Annotated in this window: 16 protein-coding genes; 6 read left to right on the forward strand and 10 right to left on the reverse strand. The window is 67.1% G+C overall.

All coding sequences use genetic code 11. From position 1 onward, the window contains the following. Positions 1–113: 113 nt before the first annotated feature. The 9 genes from ABQY74_RS19355 to xanC form a co-directional block, all read right to left on the reverse strand. Positions 114–563, reverse strand: coding sequence for a phosphotransferase (locus ABQY74_RS19355; RefSeq protein WP_228608012.1), 450 nt, complete (start codon positions 561–563; stop codon positions 114–116). Continuing rightward, the gene (locus ABQY74_RS19360) at positions 550–2,916 is read right to left on the reverse strand and encodes an MMPL family transporter (RefSeq protein WP_349794003.1); all 2,367 of its coding nucleotides are present in this window, start codon (positions 2,914–2,916) and stop codon (positions 550–552) included. The genes ABQY74_RS19355 and ABQY74_RS19360 overlap by 14 nt, the downstream gene beginning before the upstream one ends. Next, the gene (locus tag ABQY74_RS19365) at positions 2,906–3,130 is read right to left on the reverse strand and encodes a hypothetical protein (RefSeq protein WP_104575922.1); all 225 of its coding nucleotides are present in this window, start codon (positions 3,128–3,130) and stop codon (positions 2,906–2,908) included. Before ABQY74_RS19365 ends, ABQY74_RS19360 begins: the two co-directional genes overlap by 11 nt. A 93-nt stretch (positions 3,131–3,223) precedes the next feature. Next, on the reverse strand, positions 3,224–3,871 hold the full coding sequence (locus ABQY74_RS19370) for a LolA-related protein (protein ID WP_104575970.1): 648 nt from the start codon (positions 3,869–3,871) through the stop codon (positions 3,224–3,226). Beyond that, on the reverse strand, positions 3,795–4,769 hold the full coding sequence (locus ABQY74_RS19375; RefSeq protein WP_039524636.1) for an acyltransferase: 975 nt from the start codon (positions 4,767–4,769) through the stop codon (positions 3,795–3,797). The genes ABQY74_RS19370 and ABQY74_RS19375 overlap by 77 nt, the downstream gene beginning before the upstream one ends. Beyond that, positions 4,766–5,053, reverse strand: coding sequence for a hypothetical protein (locus ABQY74_RS19380; protein ID WP_102255125.1), 288 nt, complete (start codon positions 5,051–5,053; stop codon positions 4,766–4,768). Before ABQY74_RS19380 ends, ABQY74_RS19375 begins: the two co-directional genes overlap by 4 nt. Positions 5,054–5,064: 11 nt before the next feature. Beyond that, entirely contained in the window at positions 5,065–5,814 is a 750-nt protein-coding gene (locus ABQY74_RS19385) for a lysophospholipid acyltransferase family protein (RefSeq protein WP_349794000.1), read from the reverse strand. Positions 5,815–5,867: 53 nt separating this feature from the next. Next, positions 5,868–6,551 (reverse strand): ketosynthase, encoded by a 684-nt coding sequence (locus ABQY74_RS19390; protein WP_081400688.1) that lies wholly within the window; start codon positions 6,549–6,551, stop codon positions 5,868–5,870. Between the two features lie 37 nt (positions 6,552–6,588). Then, entirely contained in the window at positions 6,589–6,858 is a 270-nt protein-coding gene (gene xanC, locus ABQY74_RS19395) for a xanthomonadin biosynthesis acyl carrier protein XanC (protein ID WP_011260626.1), read from the reverse strand. Positions 6,859–7,149: 291 nt separating this feature from the next. Between xanC and ABQY74_RS19400 the strand changes: the two genes are divergently transcribed. Together ABQY74_RS19400 and ABQY74_RS19405 are read left to right on the forward strand one after the other, a co-directional pair. Continuing rightward, positions 7,150–8,532, forward strand: a complete 1,383-nt coding sequence (locus tag ABQY74_RS19400; protein ID WP_349793998.1) for an FAD-dependent oxidoreductase — start codon at positions 7,150–7,152, stop codon at positions 8,530–8,532. Continuing rightward, positions 8,529–9,536 carry a pteridine-dependent deoxygenase gene (locus tag ABQY74_RS19405; protein ID WP_047127604.1) on the forward strand — a complete coding sequence of 336 codons (1,008 nt, stop codon included), beginning with the start codon at positions 8,529–8,531 and terminating at the stop codon, positions 9,534–9,536. Before ABQY74_RS19400 ends, ABQY74_RS19405 begins: the two co-directional genes overlap by 4 nt. Before the next feature lie 71 nt (positions 9,537–9,607). On the opposite strand, the gene ABQY74_RS19410 is transcribed toward ABQY74_RS19405, so the two are convergent. Further along, on the reverse strand, positions 9,608–10,951 hold the full coding sequence (locus ABQY74_RS19410) for an AMP-binding protein (RefSeq protein ID WP_349793996.1): 1,344 nt from the start codon (positions 10,949–10,951) through the stop codon (positions 9,608–9,610). Between the two features lie 366 nt (positions 10,952–11,317). Between ABQY74_RS19410 and ABQY74_RS19415 the strand changes: the two genes are divergently transcribed. The 4 genes from ABQY74_RS19415 to hemF all read left to right on the forward strand — a co-directional run bounded on the left by ABQY74_RS19415 (position 11,318) and on the right by hemF (position 17,259). After that, positions 11,318–13,678, forward strand: coding sequence for a S9 family peptidase (locus ABQY74_RS19415; protein ID WP_349794120.1), 2,361 nt, complete (start codon positions 11,318–11,320; stop codon positions 13,676–13,678). A 311-nt stretch (positions 13,679–13,989) separates the two neighbouring features. Next, complete coding sequence (locus ABQY74_RS19420) at positions 13,990–14,706, forward strand: hypothetical protein (RefSeq protein ID WP_039529606.1); 717 nt, start codon at positions 13,990–13,992, stop codon at positions 14,704–14,706. Continuing rightward, on the forward strand, positions 14,703–15,281 hold the full coding sequence (locus ABQY74_RS19425) for a hypothetical protein (RefSeq protein WP_349793994.1): 579 nt from the start codon (positions 14,703–14,705) through the stop codon (positions 15,279–15,281). Before ABQY74_RS19420 ends, ABQY74_RS19425 begins: the two co-directional genes overlap by 4 nt. Before the next feature lie 1,078 nt (positions 15,282–16,359). Further along, complete coding sequence (gene hemF, locus ABQY74_RS19430; RefSeq protein WP_047130070.1) at positions 16,360–17,259, forward strand: oxygen-dependent coproporphyrinogen oxidase; 900 nt, start codon at positions 16,360–16,362, stop codon at positions 17,257–17,259. Positions 17,260–17,463: the final 204 nt, after the last annotated feature.

Below are 17,463 nucleotides of genomic sequence, written 5' to 3' on the forward strand. Positions count from 1 at the left end.
ACGACTCGCAGCAGGCGCAGGAATAGATCCAGCATTGATCGCCTACATCTTGTAGGAGCGCGCTTGCGCGCGATGCGGCATCACCGCTAAAGCCATCGCGCGCAAGCGCGCTCCTACGAGGCCTCGATGGCCTGCGCGGCGCCCAGCATCACCGTGGCGCGCCCTTCGGCGAGCAATTGCGCGCCGTGGCTCAGGCGAAAACTGTATTGCTGGCTGTCCTCGCCCTGCAGCAACACCTGCGCTTCGCAGACGATTGCATCGGGCAGGTCGTCCAGATACGCGACGTGCAAGTCCACTGCGCGCAACGCCACCAGCATGCCCGGGCGCACCGGCTTGCCCGATTCCCGGCCGAGCAAGCCGCCATGCACGGCCATGGCTTGTGCACCGTATTCGCATAGATGCAGCGCGCGCAGGCGGCCATTGGCACGCAGCGGATGCGTGTCGCTGCGATGGGCATCACTGCGCAACACGATGCGCTGCGCATCCCATTCCAGCACTGCTTCCCATAGGCACATGCTGCCCTGGTGCGGAATCAGCGCGGCAATCGCATCACGTCCCTGCATGTACATCTCCGTGTCTTGCGCGCTCCAGCGCCGGCTCGCGCGACACCAGCAAGGCGAGGATGAAATTGAACAATACCCCCAACGCCACCGTGCTGCCGATCGCACGCAACACCGGGATGCTGGAGGCAGCCAGTAGCGCGAACACCAGCAGCGTCATCAGGCTGCACACGATCAAGGCATGCAAGGTGCGCAACTGGTCGGCGTGGTCGTCGCCGGCATGGTCGAAGAACAACGCGTAATCCAGGCCCAGGCCTGCCGCCAGGATCAGCGCTATCAGATGGAACAGGTTGAGCTCCACCCCCATGCCGCGCAGGATCGCCAGGATCAGCACCGTGGTCAGCGCCATCGGCAGCAATACGCGCACAATCCGGCGCGGGCTGCGCAACGCGATCGCCACCGTCACCGCCAGCAACAGCGCGGCCAGCACCAGCGCGCCGAGCACACGTCCGCGATACGCGGCAACCAGGGACTCGGAAGCATCTTTCAGATCCAGCAACTGCGCGCCGCTGCCTTGCACGGCGGCAGCCAGTACCGACGGATCGCGCAGGCCGGTCAACGACACCAACGCGGTGCTGCGATCGCCGCGACCCAGCAGCAGCCCGCCGACCGACGTTGCCAGCGGCGAGCCGGCCAGGTCCTTCGGCAACAGCGGGGCGGCGCGCTTGGCAGCGTCCAGGTCCTGCAGGAACGGCGCAAACGCGTCGCTGCGAAACGGTGTGGCGGCCACCGCACTGTCGGTCAATGCGCGCGCTTGCGCAGCATCCGGCAAGGCAGCCTGGCGCGCATGCTGGGTCTTGATGCTGGGCAGATAGCGTGCAGCCATGTCGTAACCGGTCAATGCGCCGGCGCGCACCAGGGCATCCAGGCGCGGGCGCAACTGCTCGCTGGCCTGCAGCGCAGCCTCGTCGTTGGCGGCAGGCAGCGCGAGTACGTAACGCACGTCGGGGGCGCCCAGTTCCTGGCGCAGATGCGTGTCCTGCGCCAGGGCCTTGGGCGGCACGGGGGTCAATTTCGACAGATCGTTCTGCCAGAACTGCCCCGGCGCGAACGCGATCACCGCGATGCCGATCAGCGCAATCACTGCCAGGCTGATGCGCGGCCGTGGCAGGCGCGCGATACCGCGCCACAGCGCGGCGAGCATGCGCGAATCGGCGTAGTCGCGCGGCGCCGGGTCGATCAACCATGGCAGCAGCCAACGGGTGGTGATCGCGGCGGTCGCCAGCCCGGCGATGGTGAACACCGCCAGCTGCCGCAAGCCGTCCACACCGGAAAACAGGAAGGTCACATAGGCAATGCAGGTGGACACCACGCCGGTGGCCAGCGTCGGCCATAGATGACGCGCGTTGTCGCGTGGATCCAGACCCGGGCGCTGATGACTGAACAGGTGGATTGGATAGTCCTGCACCACGCCGATCAGGGTGAAGCCGAAGGCCACGGTGATGCCGTGCACGCCATCGAACAGCAGCGCCACCGCAGCCAGACCGGCCAGGCCGGCACTGGCCAGTGGCAGCACGCCGAGCACCGGAATCTTCCAGCTGCGATAGGCGACCAGCAGCAACAACACCAGTCCCACCGTATCCAGCGTCCCGATCCATTGCGCCTCGCCCTGCGTGCGCGCGGTGATTTCCACGGCGAATGCACCAGGGCCGGTCAAGGTAAGCCGGGTCGTGCTGCCCTTGCTGACCTTGGCGAACGCCGCCTGCACCGCGTCGTAGGCCAGTTGCTGGCCGGTGGGATCAAAGCCGGCTGCGCGCGTCTGCACGACCAGCAAGGCCGAGGTACCGGCACGGTCGAACCACACCTCGTTGCGCGTCTGCGGCGCCGCGGCCGGCTGCAGGGTTTCGGCCAGATGCAGCACTTCCAGCGTGGGGTCGCGCGGCAGCAATGGCTCCACCAGCGCCGCCGCAGGCGAACCCAGATCCTGCACGCGCGACTGCAACGCCGCTTGCAGGGTGTGCGCATCCAGCGGCGTGGTGTCGAAGCTGTCGCTGAGCAGATAGCGATACGGCAGCAGGCGCTCGGGGATCGCATCCAGCCCCGCAGTGCCGCCATTGCCGACCAGCTCGAACAGCTGCGGCTGCGCAGCCAGGGCCTGCTGCAGGGCCTGCGACTGCGTGGCCAGCGTGGCCGGGTCGCTGTTGGACAGCGCCATCAGCAACAGGCGCGAGCCAGGGCCTTCGCCCAGTTCTTCGATCAGCAGTTTCTGCGCCGGCGTGCGCGGGGCGGGCATGAATTTGCGCAGATCGCCGGTGACCTTGAGCGTCTCGCTCAACCAGAACCCAGCCACCGCCAACAATGCCAGCCACAGCAGCGCCAGGCCGATGCGGCGATTTGCGTTCAACTTAAACGCCATGCGCAAGCCTCGCTATGCCAGCGGAACGTCGACCGGCCGCGCGCGCGGCATCGGGCTGTGCGGGCGCCTTCCCGTTGCTGCGGGCGGGCATGAATTTGCGCAGATCACCGGTGACCTTGAGCGTCTCGCTCAACCAGAATCCGGCCACCGCCAGCAACGCCAGCCACAGCAGCGCCAGGCCGATGCGGCGGTTTGCGTTCAACTTAAACGCCATGCGCAAGCCTCGCTATGCCAGCGGAACGTCCACCGGCCGCGCGCGCGGCATGGGATTGTGCGGGCGGCTTGCTTGCGCCGTGGGCGCGCTGCGTCACGCGCCCGACCCGTGGCATAGCGTGGTCAGCGCCGCCGCATCGGTCACGCTTGCGGCCTCGCGCGCCGCACCGGCCAGCAGCGTGCGTTGCACGTCGCCCTTGGCCGGCTGGCTCTCGATGCAGCGCAACTCGTCATTGCGCCCGTACAGCCGCAACTCGCGCACCTGCTTGGCCACGGCAGCGTCCTTGGGCTGCAGCGTCAGTTGCCAGGCCTGCGGCTGGCCCTGCCCGCTGATGCGGTAGTGCTGCTCCAGCAGCGCGCGGTCGCCGGCCAGCAGCGCGCCGAAGCCAGACTTCAAGCCGGCCAGTTCGGGCACCCGGCTCAGCGAAAAACGCCGCGGCGATTTGCCTTCGCGTTCCAGCACGCCTTCGTCGCCCTGCAACGTGGTGGTCTCGCGATACGGCGCGCTGACCTCGCGCACCAGGGTCTGCGCGTCCGGGCGACGGTAATTGCCCTGCACGCGCAGCGGCGTCTTCAGCAGCGCCGAGCCACGCAGTTCGACGAACTCGGTACTGACCGGTGCGGGGCGTGCCAGGCGCTGCAGCACCTGGCCGACGTCCAGCGTCTCAGGCGGTGCGGCGCATAGCGGTGCGGCGCTGAACAGCAGTATCAGCATCCACGGCAGGGTGCGGCACATCGGCATGGTGGGTGTTCCAGAAATCGTAGAAGTTGAACCAGTTGTACGGCGCGTAGCGTGTGTAATGTTCCAGCCTGGCCGCGTAATCGCGCATGAGTACCGCCAGCACCGGTGCGCGCTGACGACGCGGCACGTCCAGGCCCTCGCTGAAGGTCTCGAACGCCAGCTCGTAATGATTGCCGCCGCGATATAGACCAAACGCCAGCACCACCGGCACCTTCAGCGCTGCGGCGATCAGCCACGGCGAGGTCGGGAACATCGCGTTGCGGCCAAGGAACGTCGCCGGCAACGCCGGGTCGCCCTCGCGCGGGCGATCGATCAGCAGCGCCACCAGCGCACCGGCGTCGGTGGCGTCCTTGATCGCCATGACGATCGAGGTGGCGTCCATGCCGGCATCGATGATGTTGGCGGCCAGCTGCGGATTCAGCGCGCCCAGCAGCTCGGTCATGGCGCGGTTGTGCGCCTTGTCCAGCACCACCTTGACCTGCACGTCCGGCCGCTCGGTGGCCAGCACGCGCAGCGCATCGAAGCTGCCCAGGTGCGAGCCGAAGATCAGCACGCCGCGGCCGCGATCCATCTGCGCATGCAACTGGTCCAGCCCGGTGATGTCGACCCGGAAGCGCTGCATCTGCCCGCACAGCATGTACACGCGATCCAGAATCGTCGAGGCGAAGGTGTGGATATGCCGCGCCACATCGCGCAGCGTGGCCGGGCGCTCCAGCACGCGCGTCAGATAGGCACGCGAGGCACTGCGCTCGGGCGCACGCACCAGCAGGAAGTACAGCGTGATCGGGTACAGCAACGCGCGCCCCACCGCGCGACCGGCGTGCTGGGCGATGCCGCGGATCAGCCACAGCGCGAAACGTCCGCCGCCTTCCGGGCGTTGCTTCCACTGACTGCTCATTGCGCCGCCTCCGCCACCAGTTCGCCGCTGACCAGCAGCTCGTCTGCGCGCTGCACGCGAAAGCGCCAGCGCGGGCCGGCGCCGTCCAGCGTGACCGATGCCGTCTGCCCGGGCAGCAACGGCTGCACGAACTTCACCTGCGGCAGGCGTGCCGCCGCGCGTGGGCCATGCGCGGCCTCCACCGCCTGCAGCACATGGTCGAGCACGACCACACCAGGCACCACGGGGCGCCCCGGAAAGTGCCCGGGCAGGCAGGGATGATCATGCGGCACGACGAAATCCATAAGCGGGTAACTCAAATCCTGGGTTGGAGCATCGCAGCCACGGCGTTATGTGCCTGCTCGGTCAATTGCTGGCGGTCCGGCGCATCCGGCCCGGTCACCGGGATCGGATCGCCGATCCGCACCCGGATGATGCCCGGGCGCACCCTGAACATACCCTCCACCGGCAGCACCTTGCCGCAGCCATCCACCGCCACCGGCACCACCTGCACACCAGCATCGATAGCGGCCTGCAACAGCCCGGCCTTGAATGGCAATAATGCGCCGCTGCGGCTGCGGGTGCCTTCGGGAAACAGACACAACTGCTTGCCCTCGCGCAGAAGCGCGGCAGCCTGCCGGCGCACCATCGCCCCGGCACGGCGGCTGTCGCGGTCCAGGAACAACATGCCGGTGGCCCGCGCATACCAGTTCACGAACGGCACCTTGAGCATTTCGTCCTTGAGCAGGAACCGCAGCGGCACCGGCAAGGCGTAGAACAACGCGCAGATATCGATGATCGACTGGTGGTTGCTGACGAACAGATAGTTCCTGGACCAGTCCACGCGCTCGCGGCCTTCCACGATCACCGTGGCGCCGGCGCCGCGAAACAGCACCGGCGACCACATCAACGCGCCCATGCGCAGCAGGCGGTCGGCATCGCGCGTGATCGCCAGCAACGCCAGCGCATAGACGATTCCGCCAGCGGTAAACGTCAGCGTGAAAGCCAGTTGCAGCAGATTGAACACGGCCCACGCCAGGCGCGACGGCATCCTTGCCAGCGGCATTTTTGTCTTGTCCCCGAAAATATGCACGTACGTCGCTGCCCCTGGCCACGCACTCAGCGCAGCAGATCGCGCCAGAATTCCGGCCCGAGCCGCGCCATCTGGCGCAAGAAGTCTGGCAGATTACGATAGGGGCGCTGTGGAAACCAGCGGCCGCGCAATAGATATTCGCCTACAAAGAACCCGCCAACCACCCCGTACGCCAGCAGATTGGCGAACAACGATGCGCGCGCGTCGCTGATCGGCAGCGGCGAGGCATAGCCCAGTTGCGCCAGCACGCCACTGGGTTCGGCGCACAGGCCCAGCACCAGGTTGACCAGGGTCAGCGCGCACAGCAGCAGCGCCCAGGCCAGGGTGAGGCGGCGCGTGTAGCGGTACTGCTCCGGAGTGATCGGCATACCGGCCTGGCGATACAGCCCCTCGACGATGCGCGTGATCAACGGCGTGCGGCCACGGCGCAGGCTGCGGCCGAAGAACCAGGCGATCCAGCCGGTGAACACCACCGGCGGCGCGGCCAGCACCAGCATCGCGTACGGCGAGTGCCACAACGCACTCAGGCCCAGCAAGGTCAGCACGGCCAGCGCCCAAGCCCAGGCGCGGCGCGCGACCATCGGTTCGATCAGCACCATCAGCACCAGCAAGCCACCGGCGATGACGGCCAGCTCCGGGCGATGGCTGGCGTTGGCCCAATGCGCCAGCGGCGAATACGCCACCGCCAGCAGCACGCCCAGCCCCAGCACCCACGGGGGCGCATCGCCAGGCGCGGCGGTCGCAACCTCAGACGGTCTTGTTGGCTTCGACATGCGCCGACAATGCGCGCAGCGACGCGAAGATACGACGGTTCTCGTCATTGTCCGAGCGCAGCTGGAAGCCATAGCGCTTGCTGATCGCCAGCGCCAGTTCCAGCGCGTCGATCGAATCCAGTCCCAGCCCGGTGTTGAACAACGGCGCCTCCGGGTCGATGTCGGCGGGCTGGACGTCTTCCAGGTTCAGGCTTTCGACCAGGAGTTCGGCCAGTTCACGTTCGGCAGCGGTTTGCGAGGACATCCAGAGAGCTTCCAGGTGAGGGGCGGGCGACAGATTCACAGCGAAATTGCAGAACAACCACCACAGCGGCGCGGACAACCGTCAGGTCGGCATCGGCGATGCTGCGGAACACAGACAGTGTACGTTGCCGTGCCGGCCGATTCCGAGCACTCGCCACGTCGGCCTTGCGGCCACATTGTCGAGGGTGTCGATGGTTGTGCAACAGCGATTCGGCGGCCGGCATACCTGTCCGGGCCGCCGGTCAGGCTATCATGACTGCATGACGCTCGCCCGCTGCAGGTTCGTTCCAGGATGACTTCCACCGCTGTTGGCCCTACCCCGACCGCCAAGCCGGCAGCCGGGCCGGCTCCCGGACCCGAGTGCCCGGATGTCCTGATCATCGGCGGCGGGCCGGCAGGCTGCGCGGCCGCCATCGTCCTGGCCCAGCAGGGCTGGCAGGTGACCTTGCTGGAGAAGGCGCAGCATCCGCGCTTCCATATCGGCGAGTCGCTGCTGCCGATGAACATGCCGATTCTCGAACGCCTGGGCGTGTTGGAAGAGGTGCGCAGCATCGGCGTGCTCAAGCGCGGTGCGGACTTTCCCAACGACAGCGGCGGCTACAACACCTTCCGCTTCTCGCATGCGCTGGATGCCAAGGCAGATTTCGCCTTCCAGGTGCCGCGTGCGCAGTTCGACCAAGTGCTGTTCGAGCGCGCGCGGGCGGTGGGCGTGGATGCGCGCGACCAGGTCAAGGTCGAAGCGGTGGAGTTCGACGGGCAGCAGCCGGTGCTGCAGGCGCAAGGCGTGGCGGGGGTGCAGCAGTTCCGCCCGCGCTACCTGCTCGATGCCAGCGGCCGCGACACCTTCCTGGGCAACCGTTTCAAGCTCAAGCGCGCCAATGCCAGGCATCAATCGGCCGCGTTGTTCAGCCATTTCCGCGGCGTGACGCGCCGACCGGGCGAAGATGCCGGCAACATCAGCATCTATCGCCACGCGCATGGCTGGATGTGGCTGATCCCGTTGCCGGACGACATCATGAGCGTGGGCGCGGTCTGCTACCCGGAATACATGAAGACCCGCAAAGGCGACAGCGAAGGCTTCTTCATGCGCACGCTTGCGCTCAACGCCGAGCTCAACGCGCGCATGCTCGGCGCCGAACGCGTGGCCCCGGTGCATGCCACCGGCAATTACGCCTACGAGTGCACGCGCATGTCCGGCCCGCGCTGGTTGATGCTGGGCGATGCCTACACCTTCGTCGACCCGATGTTTTCATCGGGCGTATTCCTGGCCATGCACAGCGCCGAGCGCGGTGCGGCGATGGTGGACCAGGCCCTGCGCATGCCGCAGCACGAGGCGAAACTGCAGCGTGCCTTGCAGCGCGAACTCAAGCGCGGCGTGGACGAGTTCAAGTGGTTCATCTACCGCTTCACCTCGCCAACCATGCGCGCCCTGTTCGCGCAACCGCAGAACACCTGGCAGATCGAGGAAGCGGTGGTGGCGATGCTGGCCGGCGATGTATTCGACAGCCCCAAGGTGCGCCTGCGCCTGCGCGCGTTCCGCGCCATCTATGCACTGACCACCTTGTCGATGATGCCGCGCGCCTGGCAGTCCTGGCGCCAACGCCGACGTCAGGCCACGCTCGGCTTCGACGGCGACACCTTGCAACGCGACACGCAACAACGAGATACGCGATGACCGCTTCCCAGGCCCAGACCACGCACACCGTGCGCCATCCCCGCCTGCAGGTCGACTATGTCGATCAGACCGACCCGTCTGCACTGCTGGCCGATCCGCAGGTGCTGGCCGTGTTCGGCTTCGGCACGGCGGCGCCGCGCCTGGACGACCCGCGCTACCTGCGCGTGCCGCTGCAGCCGTATCAGGCCGACGTGCTGGAGGTGTGGCGCAGCGATGCGGCCGTGCACAGCGGCCGCGATGGCAACATTGCCTGGGCCAGCGACGGCCGCCTGCAGTTCGGCGTGATCGAAATCGACGAGCAGGATGTCGATATCGAAGCCGCCGCCGCCAAGGCCTATGCGGAAATCACCGCCTTCGTCACCGGCAGCCAGACTCCGCGCCTGCTGCGTATCTGGAACTATCTGGACGCCATCACCCTGGGCAGTGGCGACCGCGAACGCTACCGGCAGTTCTGCGTGGGCCGTGCGCGCGGCCTGGGCGCCTTCGACAATGCGCAGTTGCCGGCCGCCACCGCGGTGGGACGCTGCGATGCCGAGCGCATCATCCAGATCTACTGGCTGGCCGCCAGCGACGCCGGCACCCCGCTGGAAAACCCGCGCCAGGTCAGCGCCTACAACTACCCGCGCCAATACGGCCCGCAGCCGCCGAGTTTCGCGCGCGCCATGCTGCCGCCGGCCGGCAGCGACATGCCGCTGCTGCTGTCAGGCACCGCCGCCGTGGTCGGGCATGCCTCGATGCACACCGGCCAGTTGCTGGCGCAGCTGGAAGAGACCTTCGCCAACTTCGACGCCCTGCTCGGCGCTGCCCGCCAGCATGCCCCCGCCCTGCCCGCGCAGTTCGGCGCCGGCACCCGTCTGAAGGTCTACGTGCGCGAGCAGGATGATCTGCCCAAGGTCGCGCAGGCACTGGACGCCCGTTTCGGCGACGCGGTGCCGCGTCTGCTACTGCACGCGGTGATCTGCCGCGACGAGCTGGCGGTGGAGATCGATGGGGTGCATGGGTGAGCGATTGCGGGCATCAGCACTGATGCCCGCTGCGGCCACGCAGCAGCAATGCTCCGTGGCGAGGCCTGCGCTCAGCCGTTGAGCAAACCCAGCACCACATCGCGTGGCAGCTTGCCGGTTTCGTTGCGTGGCAGTGCGGCGAGTTTGCGCAGGCGGCGCGGCAGGAACACCGGGTCGACGCTGACGCGCAGAGCGGCGAGGATCTGCGCTTCGTCCAGGGTCGGGGCGACCACCAGTGCGGCGATACGGCCGACCGCCTGACCGGGCTCGGGTGCGAGCTGCACGATGGTGCCGTCGACGACGCCCGGGATGGCCAGCAGGCGACGGGTCAGATCGGCCAGCGAGGCGCGCTTGCCGGCGATTTCCAGCAGATCGGCCTGCCGCCCGCGCACCTGGAAGGTGCCGTCGGCAGCCACGTCCATCATGTCGGCCAGCAGCACCGGCGTGGCCAGATGCGGTGCGTGCACCAAGGTGCCTACCGCCTGCGTTTCCAGGCGCACACCGGGCAGCGGTGTCCACGCCGCCTCCAGCGCGGTGCGGCGCACCGCGAACACGCAGGTTTCGGTGGAACCGAACATCTCGCGTACCTCGCCGCCAAACCGCGCTTCGGCGGCCGCGGCCACCTCCTGCGCCAACGGCGCGGTGGCCGAGACGATGCCGACCAGCGGCGGCAACGCCACGCCGGATTCGACCAGCGCGCGCAGGTGCACCGGCGTGGTCACCAGCACGCGCGGGGCAGGAATGTCCGACAGCGCGCGCGCCACATCGTCCGGAAAGAACGGGCGGCCCGCATGCACCGCAAGCTCGGTCACCATCGGCAGCAGCACCGACAATTCCATGCCGTACATATGTTGCGGCGGCACCGTAGCGACCACGTGTGGCACCGCATCGGTGTGCGCCCACAGGCTTTCCAGCGCGACCAGATCCTGACGCGTACTGGTCAGGAAGCTGCCCCAGGTCTTGGGGTTGGGCTGCGGGCTGCCGGTGCTGCCGGAGGTGAAGCCGATGGCCACCAGCGCGTCATCGGCCAGCTGCGGAATCGGGCCTGCGGCCTGCGGCAACTCGGACGGCAGCTGCCAATAGCGCGGCGGTGCCAGCTCCAGTGCCAGATCGCCCAGGCAGTAGGCATCGGCATGCCGCGCCTGCACTTCGCCGACCACGGCCGGCGCGCGCGAGGACGGCAGCAGCGACACCTGCCCGCGCAATGCGCACGCATAGAACGCGACCATGAAGCGATAGCGGTCTTCGCACAGATTCACCGCGTGGCGACCGTCCGGCAATTGCTGCGCCAGGCCATGCACGTGTGCAATGAAGGTGGCCAGATCGACCGACTGCCCCGCGCGCCAGGCCAGCGGCCGGCCGGGCGCGCCGACGGCCATCGGGTGGGAAACGGCAGGAACAGGCAGGCTGGACATGGGAACCGGCAATCGCAAAAGCGCGCTAGCTTGGCCGCCACCTGCCCTGCTGGCAAGTCGGGAGGTTTCCGGCTGCGCCACGAGGGCCGCGGTCGGGAACCTCTGCGAGGCACGTGCGCGAAGCACATTCCAACTCATTGCAGCTGCGCATCGCAGCTGGAGTGCATTGGCCGTCAAGCGCGTACGCCCGTGCGAGCCAATGCGCGCATAACCGCTTATGGTCGCGTCCGCCACTCGTCCATGCCTTGCCTGTTCGATAACGCACTCGCCTCCACGCGCACATGACCTGTGGCCCAAGCCCCCGGCGGAAGCGAGCTGCTAGGCTTGTCCGCTCCTCGTTGCGTCCAGTTGTTACCGATGCCCAGATTGTTGCCGCTGTCCTTGTTGTTGCTGGCTGTCACCGCGCATGCGCAATCCGCCACACCGCTCACCATCGAACAGGTGATGGCCGATCCGGACTGGATCGGGCCGTCGGTGGATCAGGCCTGGTGGCAGTGGGACGGCAAACAGGTGCAATACCTGCTCAAACGCGATGGTTCCCCGGTGCGCGACACCTATCGCCAGGGCGCCGGCGGCGGCAGCGCCGAACGCGTGGCCGACAACGCCCGCGCCGGCCTGGATGCGGATAACCCGAGCTACGACGCGGCCCGTCAGCGCATGCTGTTCGCGCGCAATGGCGACATCTTCCTGCGTGACCTGCGCTCCGGCGCACTGACCCAGCTGACCCGCAGCAACGAGGTCGAATCGCGGCCGCAATTTGCCAGCGATGGCGGCGCGATCTGGCGCGCGGGCAACAACTGGTACCACTGGCGCGCCGACGGCGGCACTGCGCAGGCTGCAGTGGTCAAGGCCGAGCGCGATCCCAACGCTGCGCCCAAAGCCGACGTGTTGCGCGAGCAGCAGCTGGCCACGCTGGCCACGCTGCGGCGCGACCGTGAGCAGCGCGATGCGTTACGCACCCAGGAAGACGCCTGGCGCCGCGCCGATGCGACGCGTGCGGCAGCGCCGGTGTACCTGGGCGATGAGGTGGAGATCGTCGACAGCGCGTTGTCGCCGGACGGCCGCCACCTGCTGGTGGTCACCCAGGCCAAGAGCGCCGAAGAAGGCCAGGCCGGCAAGATGCCCAAGTACGTGACCGAATCCGGTTACGAGGAATTCCAGGAAGTGCGCACCCGCGTCGGTCGCAATGCGCCGGTGGCGCATGCGCTGTGGTTGGTCGATGTCAGCGCCGGCACTGCAAAACCGCTGTCCTTCGACACCCTACCGGGTATCGCCACCGACCCATTGGCCGCGCTGCGCAAGGCCGCCAAGCGCGACGCGCTCAAGGGCAACCGCGCCGTCCGCGTGGAAAGCGACGGCGACGGCAGCGGGCCGGCGGTGCACTGGAGTGACGACGGGCGCAACGTGGCGGTGGAGATTCGCGCGGTGGACAACAAGGACCGCTGGATCGCCAGCGTGGACCTGGCCAACGCCACGTTGCAGCCGCGGCACCGCCTGAGCGACAGCGCCTGGATCAACTGGGACTTCAACGATTTCGGCTGGCTGCCCGACAACCACACGCTGTGGCTGCTGTCGGAAGAATCTGGCTATTCGCAGCTGTACACCGTGGAAGGCAACGGCAAGCCGCGCCAGCGCACGCGCGGCAAGTGGGAAGTGTCGACGCCGGTGCCCAGCGCCGACGGCAGCAGCATGTTCTTCCTGTGCAACCAGAAATGGCCTGGCGATTACGAGGTGTGCAAGCTGGACCTGCGCAGCGATCAGCTCAGCGAAGTCACTGCGTTGAATGGCGTGGAAGGCTTCAGCCTGTCGCCGAACGGGCAGCAACTGCTGGTGCGTTACTCAGGCAGCTACCTGCCACCGCAGCTGGCGGTGGTGCCGGCCGCAGGCGGCCAGGCCACGCTGCTGACCGACACCCGCACGCCCGCGTTCAAGGCGCAGCCGTGGATCGCACCGCAGTATGTGCAGGTACCGTCCAAGCATGGCGCCGGCACGGTCTGGGGCAAGTACTACGGGCCGCAGAACCCCGAGCCTGGCAAGCAGTATCCGATCGTGATGTTCGTGCACGGCGCAGGCTATCTGCAGAACGTCTCGCAGCGCTACACGCCGTATTTCCGCGAGCAGATGTTCCACAACCTGCTGGTGCAGCAGGGCTACATCGTGCTGGACCTGGACTACCGCGCCTCGGAAGGCTATGGCCGCGACTGGCGCACCGCGATCTACCGCAACATGGGCCACCCGGAGCTGGAAGACTATCTGGACGGGCTGGAGTGGCTGGTGACGCAGAAGCAGGGCGACCGCGCGCGTGCCGGCATCTACGGCGGCTCGTACGGCGGCTTCATGACCTACATGGCGCTGTTCCGCAGCCCCGGCACCTTCAAGGCCGGCGCGGCGCTGCGTCCGGTCGGCGACTGGATGCAGTACAACCACGAATACACCTCCAACATCCTCAACACGCCCGAGCTCGATCCCGAGGCCTACAAGACCTCATCGCCGATCAACTACGCCGACGGGTTGCGCGACCATCTGCTGATCGCGCACGGCATGATCGACGACAACGTGTTCTTCAAGGACTCGGTCGACATGACCCAGAAGTTGATGGAGCTGCACAAGGACAACTGGCAGGTGGCGCCGTATCCGCTGGAACGCCATGGCTTTACGCGTGCCGATTCGTGGCTGGACGAATACAAGCGCATCCTCAAGCTGTTCAATGAGCAGGTAAAGCCGTAAGCCATGCCGCTGCGGCCGGGCGATGCGTGCTGCATCGCCCGGTCGATGACATGGCGCACTTGCTGCAGCATCCCCATGCTGCAGCAGGCGACAGATCGCCCAGGTTGCACGCGTGATGCGCTACTGCGTCACCCATCGCCACGCGTCACCCTGCGCGGCACTCACCTGCACGTACGCAACTGGCCCTAAGCTTGGCGCAGGATCGGCAGATCGCTGGCGCATTGCGCTCCCCTTTGCCGGCCCGCCGCCCGACCGGAGCGCCGCCGGCACCGCAGCGGTTTCCGATTCGCGGCGCGCAGAAGGTAATCGCGATGGGCCTGTGGGACCGTTTGTTTGGACGCAAGACCCCGGTGGCGAAGACGCCCCGAGCCGAACCGACCGCAGCGCCGGCAGCTGCAGCCGATGACACCGATACCGAGGTCCAGATCGACCCGGCACTGCAGCCCGCACTGAGCCTGTTCCAGCGCGGCGATCAGCTGGGCGCCTACAACGCTGCGCAGGCGCAGCTGCACCTGGGTGCCGACGCGCAACGCCTGTGCGCGCTGGCATTGAGCGCGCTGGACCGCTATCGCGAGGCGTATCCGCACTGGCTGGCGCTGTACGAACTGGAGCCCACCGCGCACAACGCATTGCAGTTGGCGACCACCTCGGTGATGTGCAACGAGATCGATCGTGGCGAACAGTGGCTGCTGACCTTCGACGATCTGAATGCGCAGGAGCGCTCCACCTCGCCGGCCACCGCACGCACCAGTTTCCTCACCGCGCTGACCCGCGCCGGTCACGGCGCGCACGCGTTGCCGCATCTGGAGTGGTTGCGCGAGGCCTACGCCGGGATGTCGATCACCGACAGCCACTTCCTCTACGTGCGCGGGCTGCCCTTCTTCGAGGCCTTTCTAGAGCGCAGCACACCGTTGTTGCGCCAGTGCCTGCCGGCCGACGCCCTCCCCGGCTGGTACGCGCAACTGCAGCCAGCCCTGGATCCGGCTGGCCAGGCCGCGGTGGCCGCCCATATCGCATCGCTGCAATGAGCGCGCCGACACCGCCCCCTCGACCGCGCGGCGGCTTCGTCACGCCGCTGGCGTGGGTGTCCCTGCTGCTGGGTGTCGTCAGTGCGATGTCCAACCTGGTGCAGATCATGATGATCGTGCTGATGCCCGACGCGGCAGCGCTGGGCTTGCCCGAAGGGATCACCCTGCCCACCTCGTTGCAGTGGCTGATCGATCATGCGTTGTCGTTGTCCGTCGTAGGCGTGGTGCTGTCGGTGGCCTTCGCATGGTTGAGCTGGGCCTTACTGCAGCGACGCGAGTGGGCGCGGGTCGGGTTCGTGGCGGTGCTGCTGGTGACCGCACTGCTCAATGTCGGTGGCCTGGCCTTGATCGGGCCGCTGTTCGAGGGCGTGCAGGCGATGCTGCCTGCCGATGTCGTGCACAGCCCCGAGTGGCCGCAGCTGCAGGCGCGCCTGCAGGCAACCCGCCAGGCGGCATTGCTGCTGACAGGCCTGGGCGTGCTGGCAATCGGCTGTCTCCACGCAGCGCTGGCATGGCGGTTGTGCACGCCCGCAGTGCGCGCCGAATTTGCCGCCTCGCGCGGGCGCAACGCATGAGGGAATCGAGACGTCGAGCCGTGGCGACGGTTAGACAGGGCACGAGGCTTGAATCAAAGGTTCGGTGAGTCGAGGGCGCGATGCCCTCACCACTTCCGGGACACGCCGTGAATCCGTCTGTGGAGGCTTCCTGGCAGCATCCATGCCGCCAAGGGTCCCGGAACCGGTAAGGACATCGCACCAGGATGCTCTTAGGTTGCTTCATTGAAAGCCTGCCGATTGCTAGGCTCGTCTTGGGAAACTGATTGGGCGCGCTGTCACGACAACGCCGTCATGCTCTGCTTGCAACCTGCACACCAACCATCTCCGGCGGTCCTTGCCCGCTCACCGTCGCGGGACCTTACGCGGCATGGATGCCGCGTAAGAGCCTACATGGACGTACTTGCGGCGTGTCCTGCGAGGGTGGGCGGGCAAGGGCCCTGCAGCCAACTCACAGCGTCGAGGGCGCGGCGAGGACATCGCACCGTTTGCCGGCTGTTTTGTTGAAAACCATGCACACCAACCATCTCTGGTGGTCCTTGCCCGCCCACCGTCGCGGGACCTTACGCGGCATGGATGCCGCGTAAGAGCCTACACGGACGTACTTGCGGCGTGTCCCGCGAGGGTGGGTGGGCAAGGACCCTGCAGCAAACTCAGCCTCGAGGGCGCGGCGAGGACACCGCACCGGTTGCAGGCAGTTTTGTTGAAAACCATGCACACCGACCATCTCGACAGGTCCTTGCCCGCCCACCGTCGCGGGACCTTACGCGGCATGGATGCCGCGTAAGAGCCTACAAGGACGTACTCGCGGCGTGTCCCGCGGGGGTGGACGGGCGAGGGCCCTGCAGCCAAACCGCAGATCGCATGCCCTGCTTCTGCTTCTGCTTCCTCTTCTCTTCCGCTTCTGCTGCTTCTACCTCGCCCACACTGCCCGGTCCCAACTAGAAAACAGCCGGCATATAAATCCTGGCGTGGGACGACCCGGCAAAGCCTGACTGGTCAAGCACCCGATGCCTACACGACGCAGCGCCTCGCCCTGCGACAAACGGGCGCGTTTGCCCGACTGCATGAAGCCCGATGCACCGCTTAGAATCGTGGCATGAACGAATTCGACCGTGTACGCGATTATTTGACCGGCCTGCAGGACCGTATCTGCGCTGCCGTGGAAGCCATCGATGGTAGCGCGCGTTTTGCCGAAGATCTTTGGCAGCGCGAGGAAGGCGGTGGCGGGCGCACCCGCATCCTGCGCGATGGCGCGGTGTTCGAGCAGGCCGGCATCGGGTTTTCGGATGTGTCCGGCTCGCGCCTGCCGCCTTCGGCCAGTGCGCACCGGCCCGAGCTGGCAGGGGCGACCTGGCGCGCCTGCGGCGTGTCGCTGGTGTTCCACCCGCACAACCCGCACATCCCCACCACCCACGCCAACGTGCGCTACTTCCGTGCCGAGCGCGATGGCGAGGTGGTGGCGGCCTGGTTCGGTGGCGGCTTCGACCTGACCCCGTTCTATCCGGTGGACGAGGACGTGCTGCACTGGCACCGCACCGCGCAGGCGCTGTGCGCGCCATTCGGCGAGGAGCGCTATGCCGCGCACAAGCGCTGGTGCGACGAGTACTTCTTCCTGCGTCACCGCAACGAGACGCGTGGCGTGGGCGGGCTGTTCTTCGACGACCTGGGGCAGGATTTCGAACGCGACTTCGCCTACCAGCGCGCGGTCGGCGACGGGTTCCTGGATGCCTACCTGCCGATCGTCGAGCGCCGCAAGGACGCCCCCTACGGCGAACGCGAACGCGAGTTCCAGCTCTACCGCCGTGGCCGCTACGTGGAGTTCAACCTGGTCTACGACCGCGGCACGCTGTTCGGCCTGCAAAGTGGCGGGCGGGCCGAAAGCATCCTGATGAGCCTGCCCCCACGGGTGCGCTGGGAATACGGCTTCACGCCGGAACCGGGCAGCGCCGAGGCGCGGCTGATGGACTATCTGGTCCCGCGCGATTGGCTCGGTTGAATCGGTCAATTAAAAAACACAGCGCCAATGAAACGCTGTGTTGATTGATCAAGTTTATTCGGCCTATTTAAATTTGTGATTTCCAGCGATGCCGGCGAATCGTGCAATACGATGAACCGGTTATGTTGCGTAGCAAAATAATTGCGGGCCGAAAATAAAAAGCCCCGCAGACCAGGGGGAGGTCGGCGGGGCCAGGGAACGGAA

It is taken from the genome of Xanthomonas sp. WHRI 7064 (assembly GCF_040202355.2).
Classification (GTDB): domain Bacteria; phylum Pseudomonadota; class Gammaproteobacteria; order Xanthomonadales; family Xanthomonadaceae; genus Xanthomonas; species Xanthomonas arboricola.

Excerpts from the sequence above, each read along its gene's own strand:
- hemF (WP_047130070.1), top strand. The coding sequence starts at position 16,360 with ATGAACGAATTCGACCGTGTACGCGATTATTTGACCGGCCTGCAGGAC.
- ABQY74_RS19400 (WP_349793998.1), top strand. The coding sequence starts at position 7,150 with ATGACTTCCACCGCTGTTGGCCCTACCCCGACCGCCAAGCCGGCAGCC.
- ABQY74_RS19420 (WP_039529606.1), top strand. The coding sequence starts at position 13,990 with ATGGGCCTGTGGGACCGTTTGTTTGGACGCAAGACCCCGGTGGCGAAG.
- ABQY74_RS19375 (WP_039524636.1), bottom strand. The coding sequence starts at position 4,769 with ATGAGCAGTCAGTGGAAGCAACGCCCGGAAGGCGGCGGACGTTTCGCG.
- ABQY74_RS19385 (WP_349794000.1), bottom strand. The coding sequence starts at position 5,814 with ATGCCGCTGGCAAGGATGCCGTCGCGCCTGGCGTGGGCCGTGTTCAAT.
- ABQY74_RS19355 (WP_228608012.1), bottom strand. The coding sequence starts at position 563 with ATGCAGGGACGTGATGCGATTGCCGCGCTGATTCCGCACCAGGGCAGC.
- ABQY74_RS19360 (WP_349794003.1), bottom strand. The coding sequence starts at position 2,916 with ATGGCGTTTAAGTTGAACGCAAATCGCCGCATCGGCCTGGCGCTGCTG.
- ABQY74_RS19405 (WP_047127604.1), top strand. The coding sequence starts at position 8,529 with ATGACCGCTTCCCAGGCCCAGACCACGCACACCGTGCGCCATCCCCGC.
- ABQY74_RS19380 (WP_102255125.1), bottom strand. The coding sequence starts at position 5,053 with ATGGATTTCGTCGTGCCGCATGATCATCCCTGCCTGCCCGGGCACTTT.
- ABQY74_RS19425 (WP_349793994.1), top strand. The coding sequence starts at position 14,703 with ATGAGCGCGCCGACACCGCCCCCTCGACCGCGCGGCGGCTTCGTCACG.
- ABQY74_RS19365 (WP_104575922.1), bottom strand. The coding sequence starts at position 3,130 with ATGGCGTTTAAGTTGAACGCAAACCGCCGCATCGGCCTGGCGCTGCTG.
- xanC (WP_011260626.1), bottom strand. The coding sequence starts at position 6,858 with ATGTCCTCGCAAACCGCTGCCGAACGTGAACTGGCCGAACTCCTGGTC.
- ABQY74_RS19410 (WP_349793996.1), bottom strand. The coding sequence starts at position 10,951 with ATGTCCAGCCTGCCTGTTCCTGCCGTTTCCCACCCGATGGCCGTCGGC.
- ABQY74_RS19370 (WP_104575970.1), bottom strand. The coding sequence starts at position 3,871 with ATGCCGATGTGCCGCACCCTGCCGTGGATGCTGATACTGCTGTTCAGC.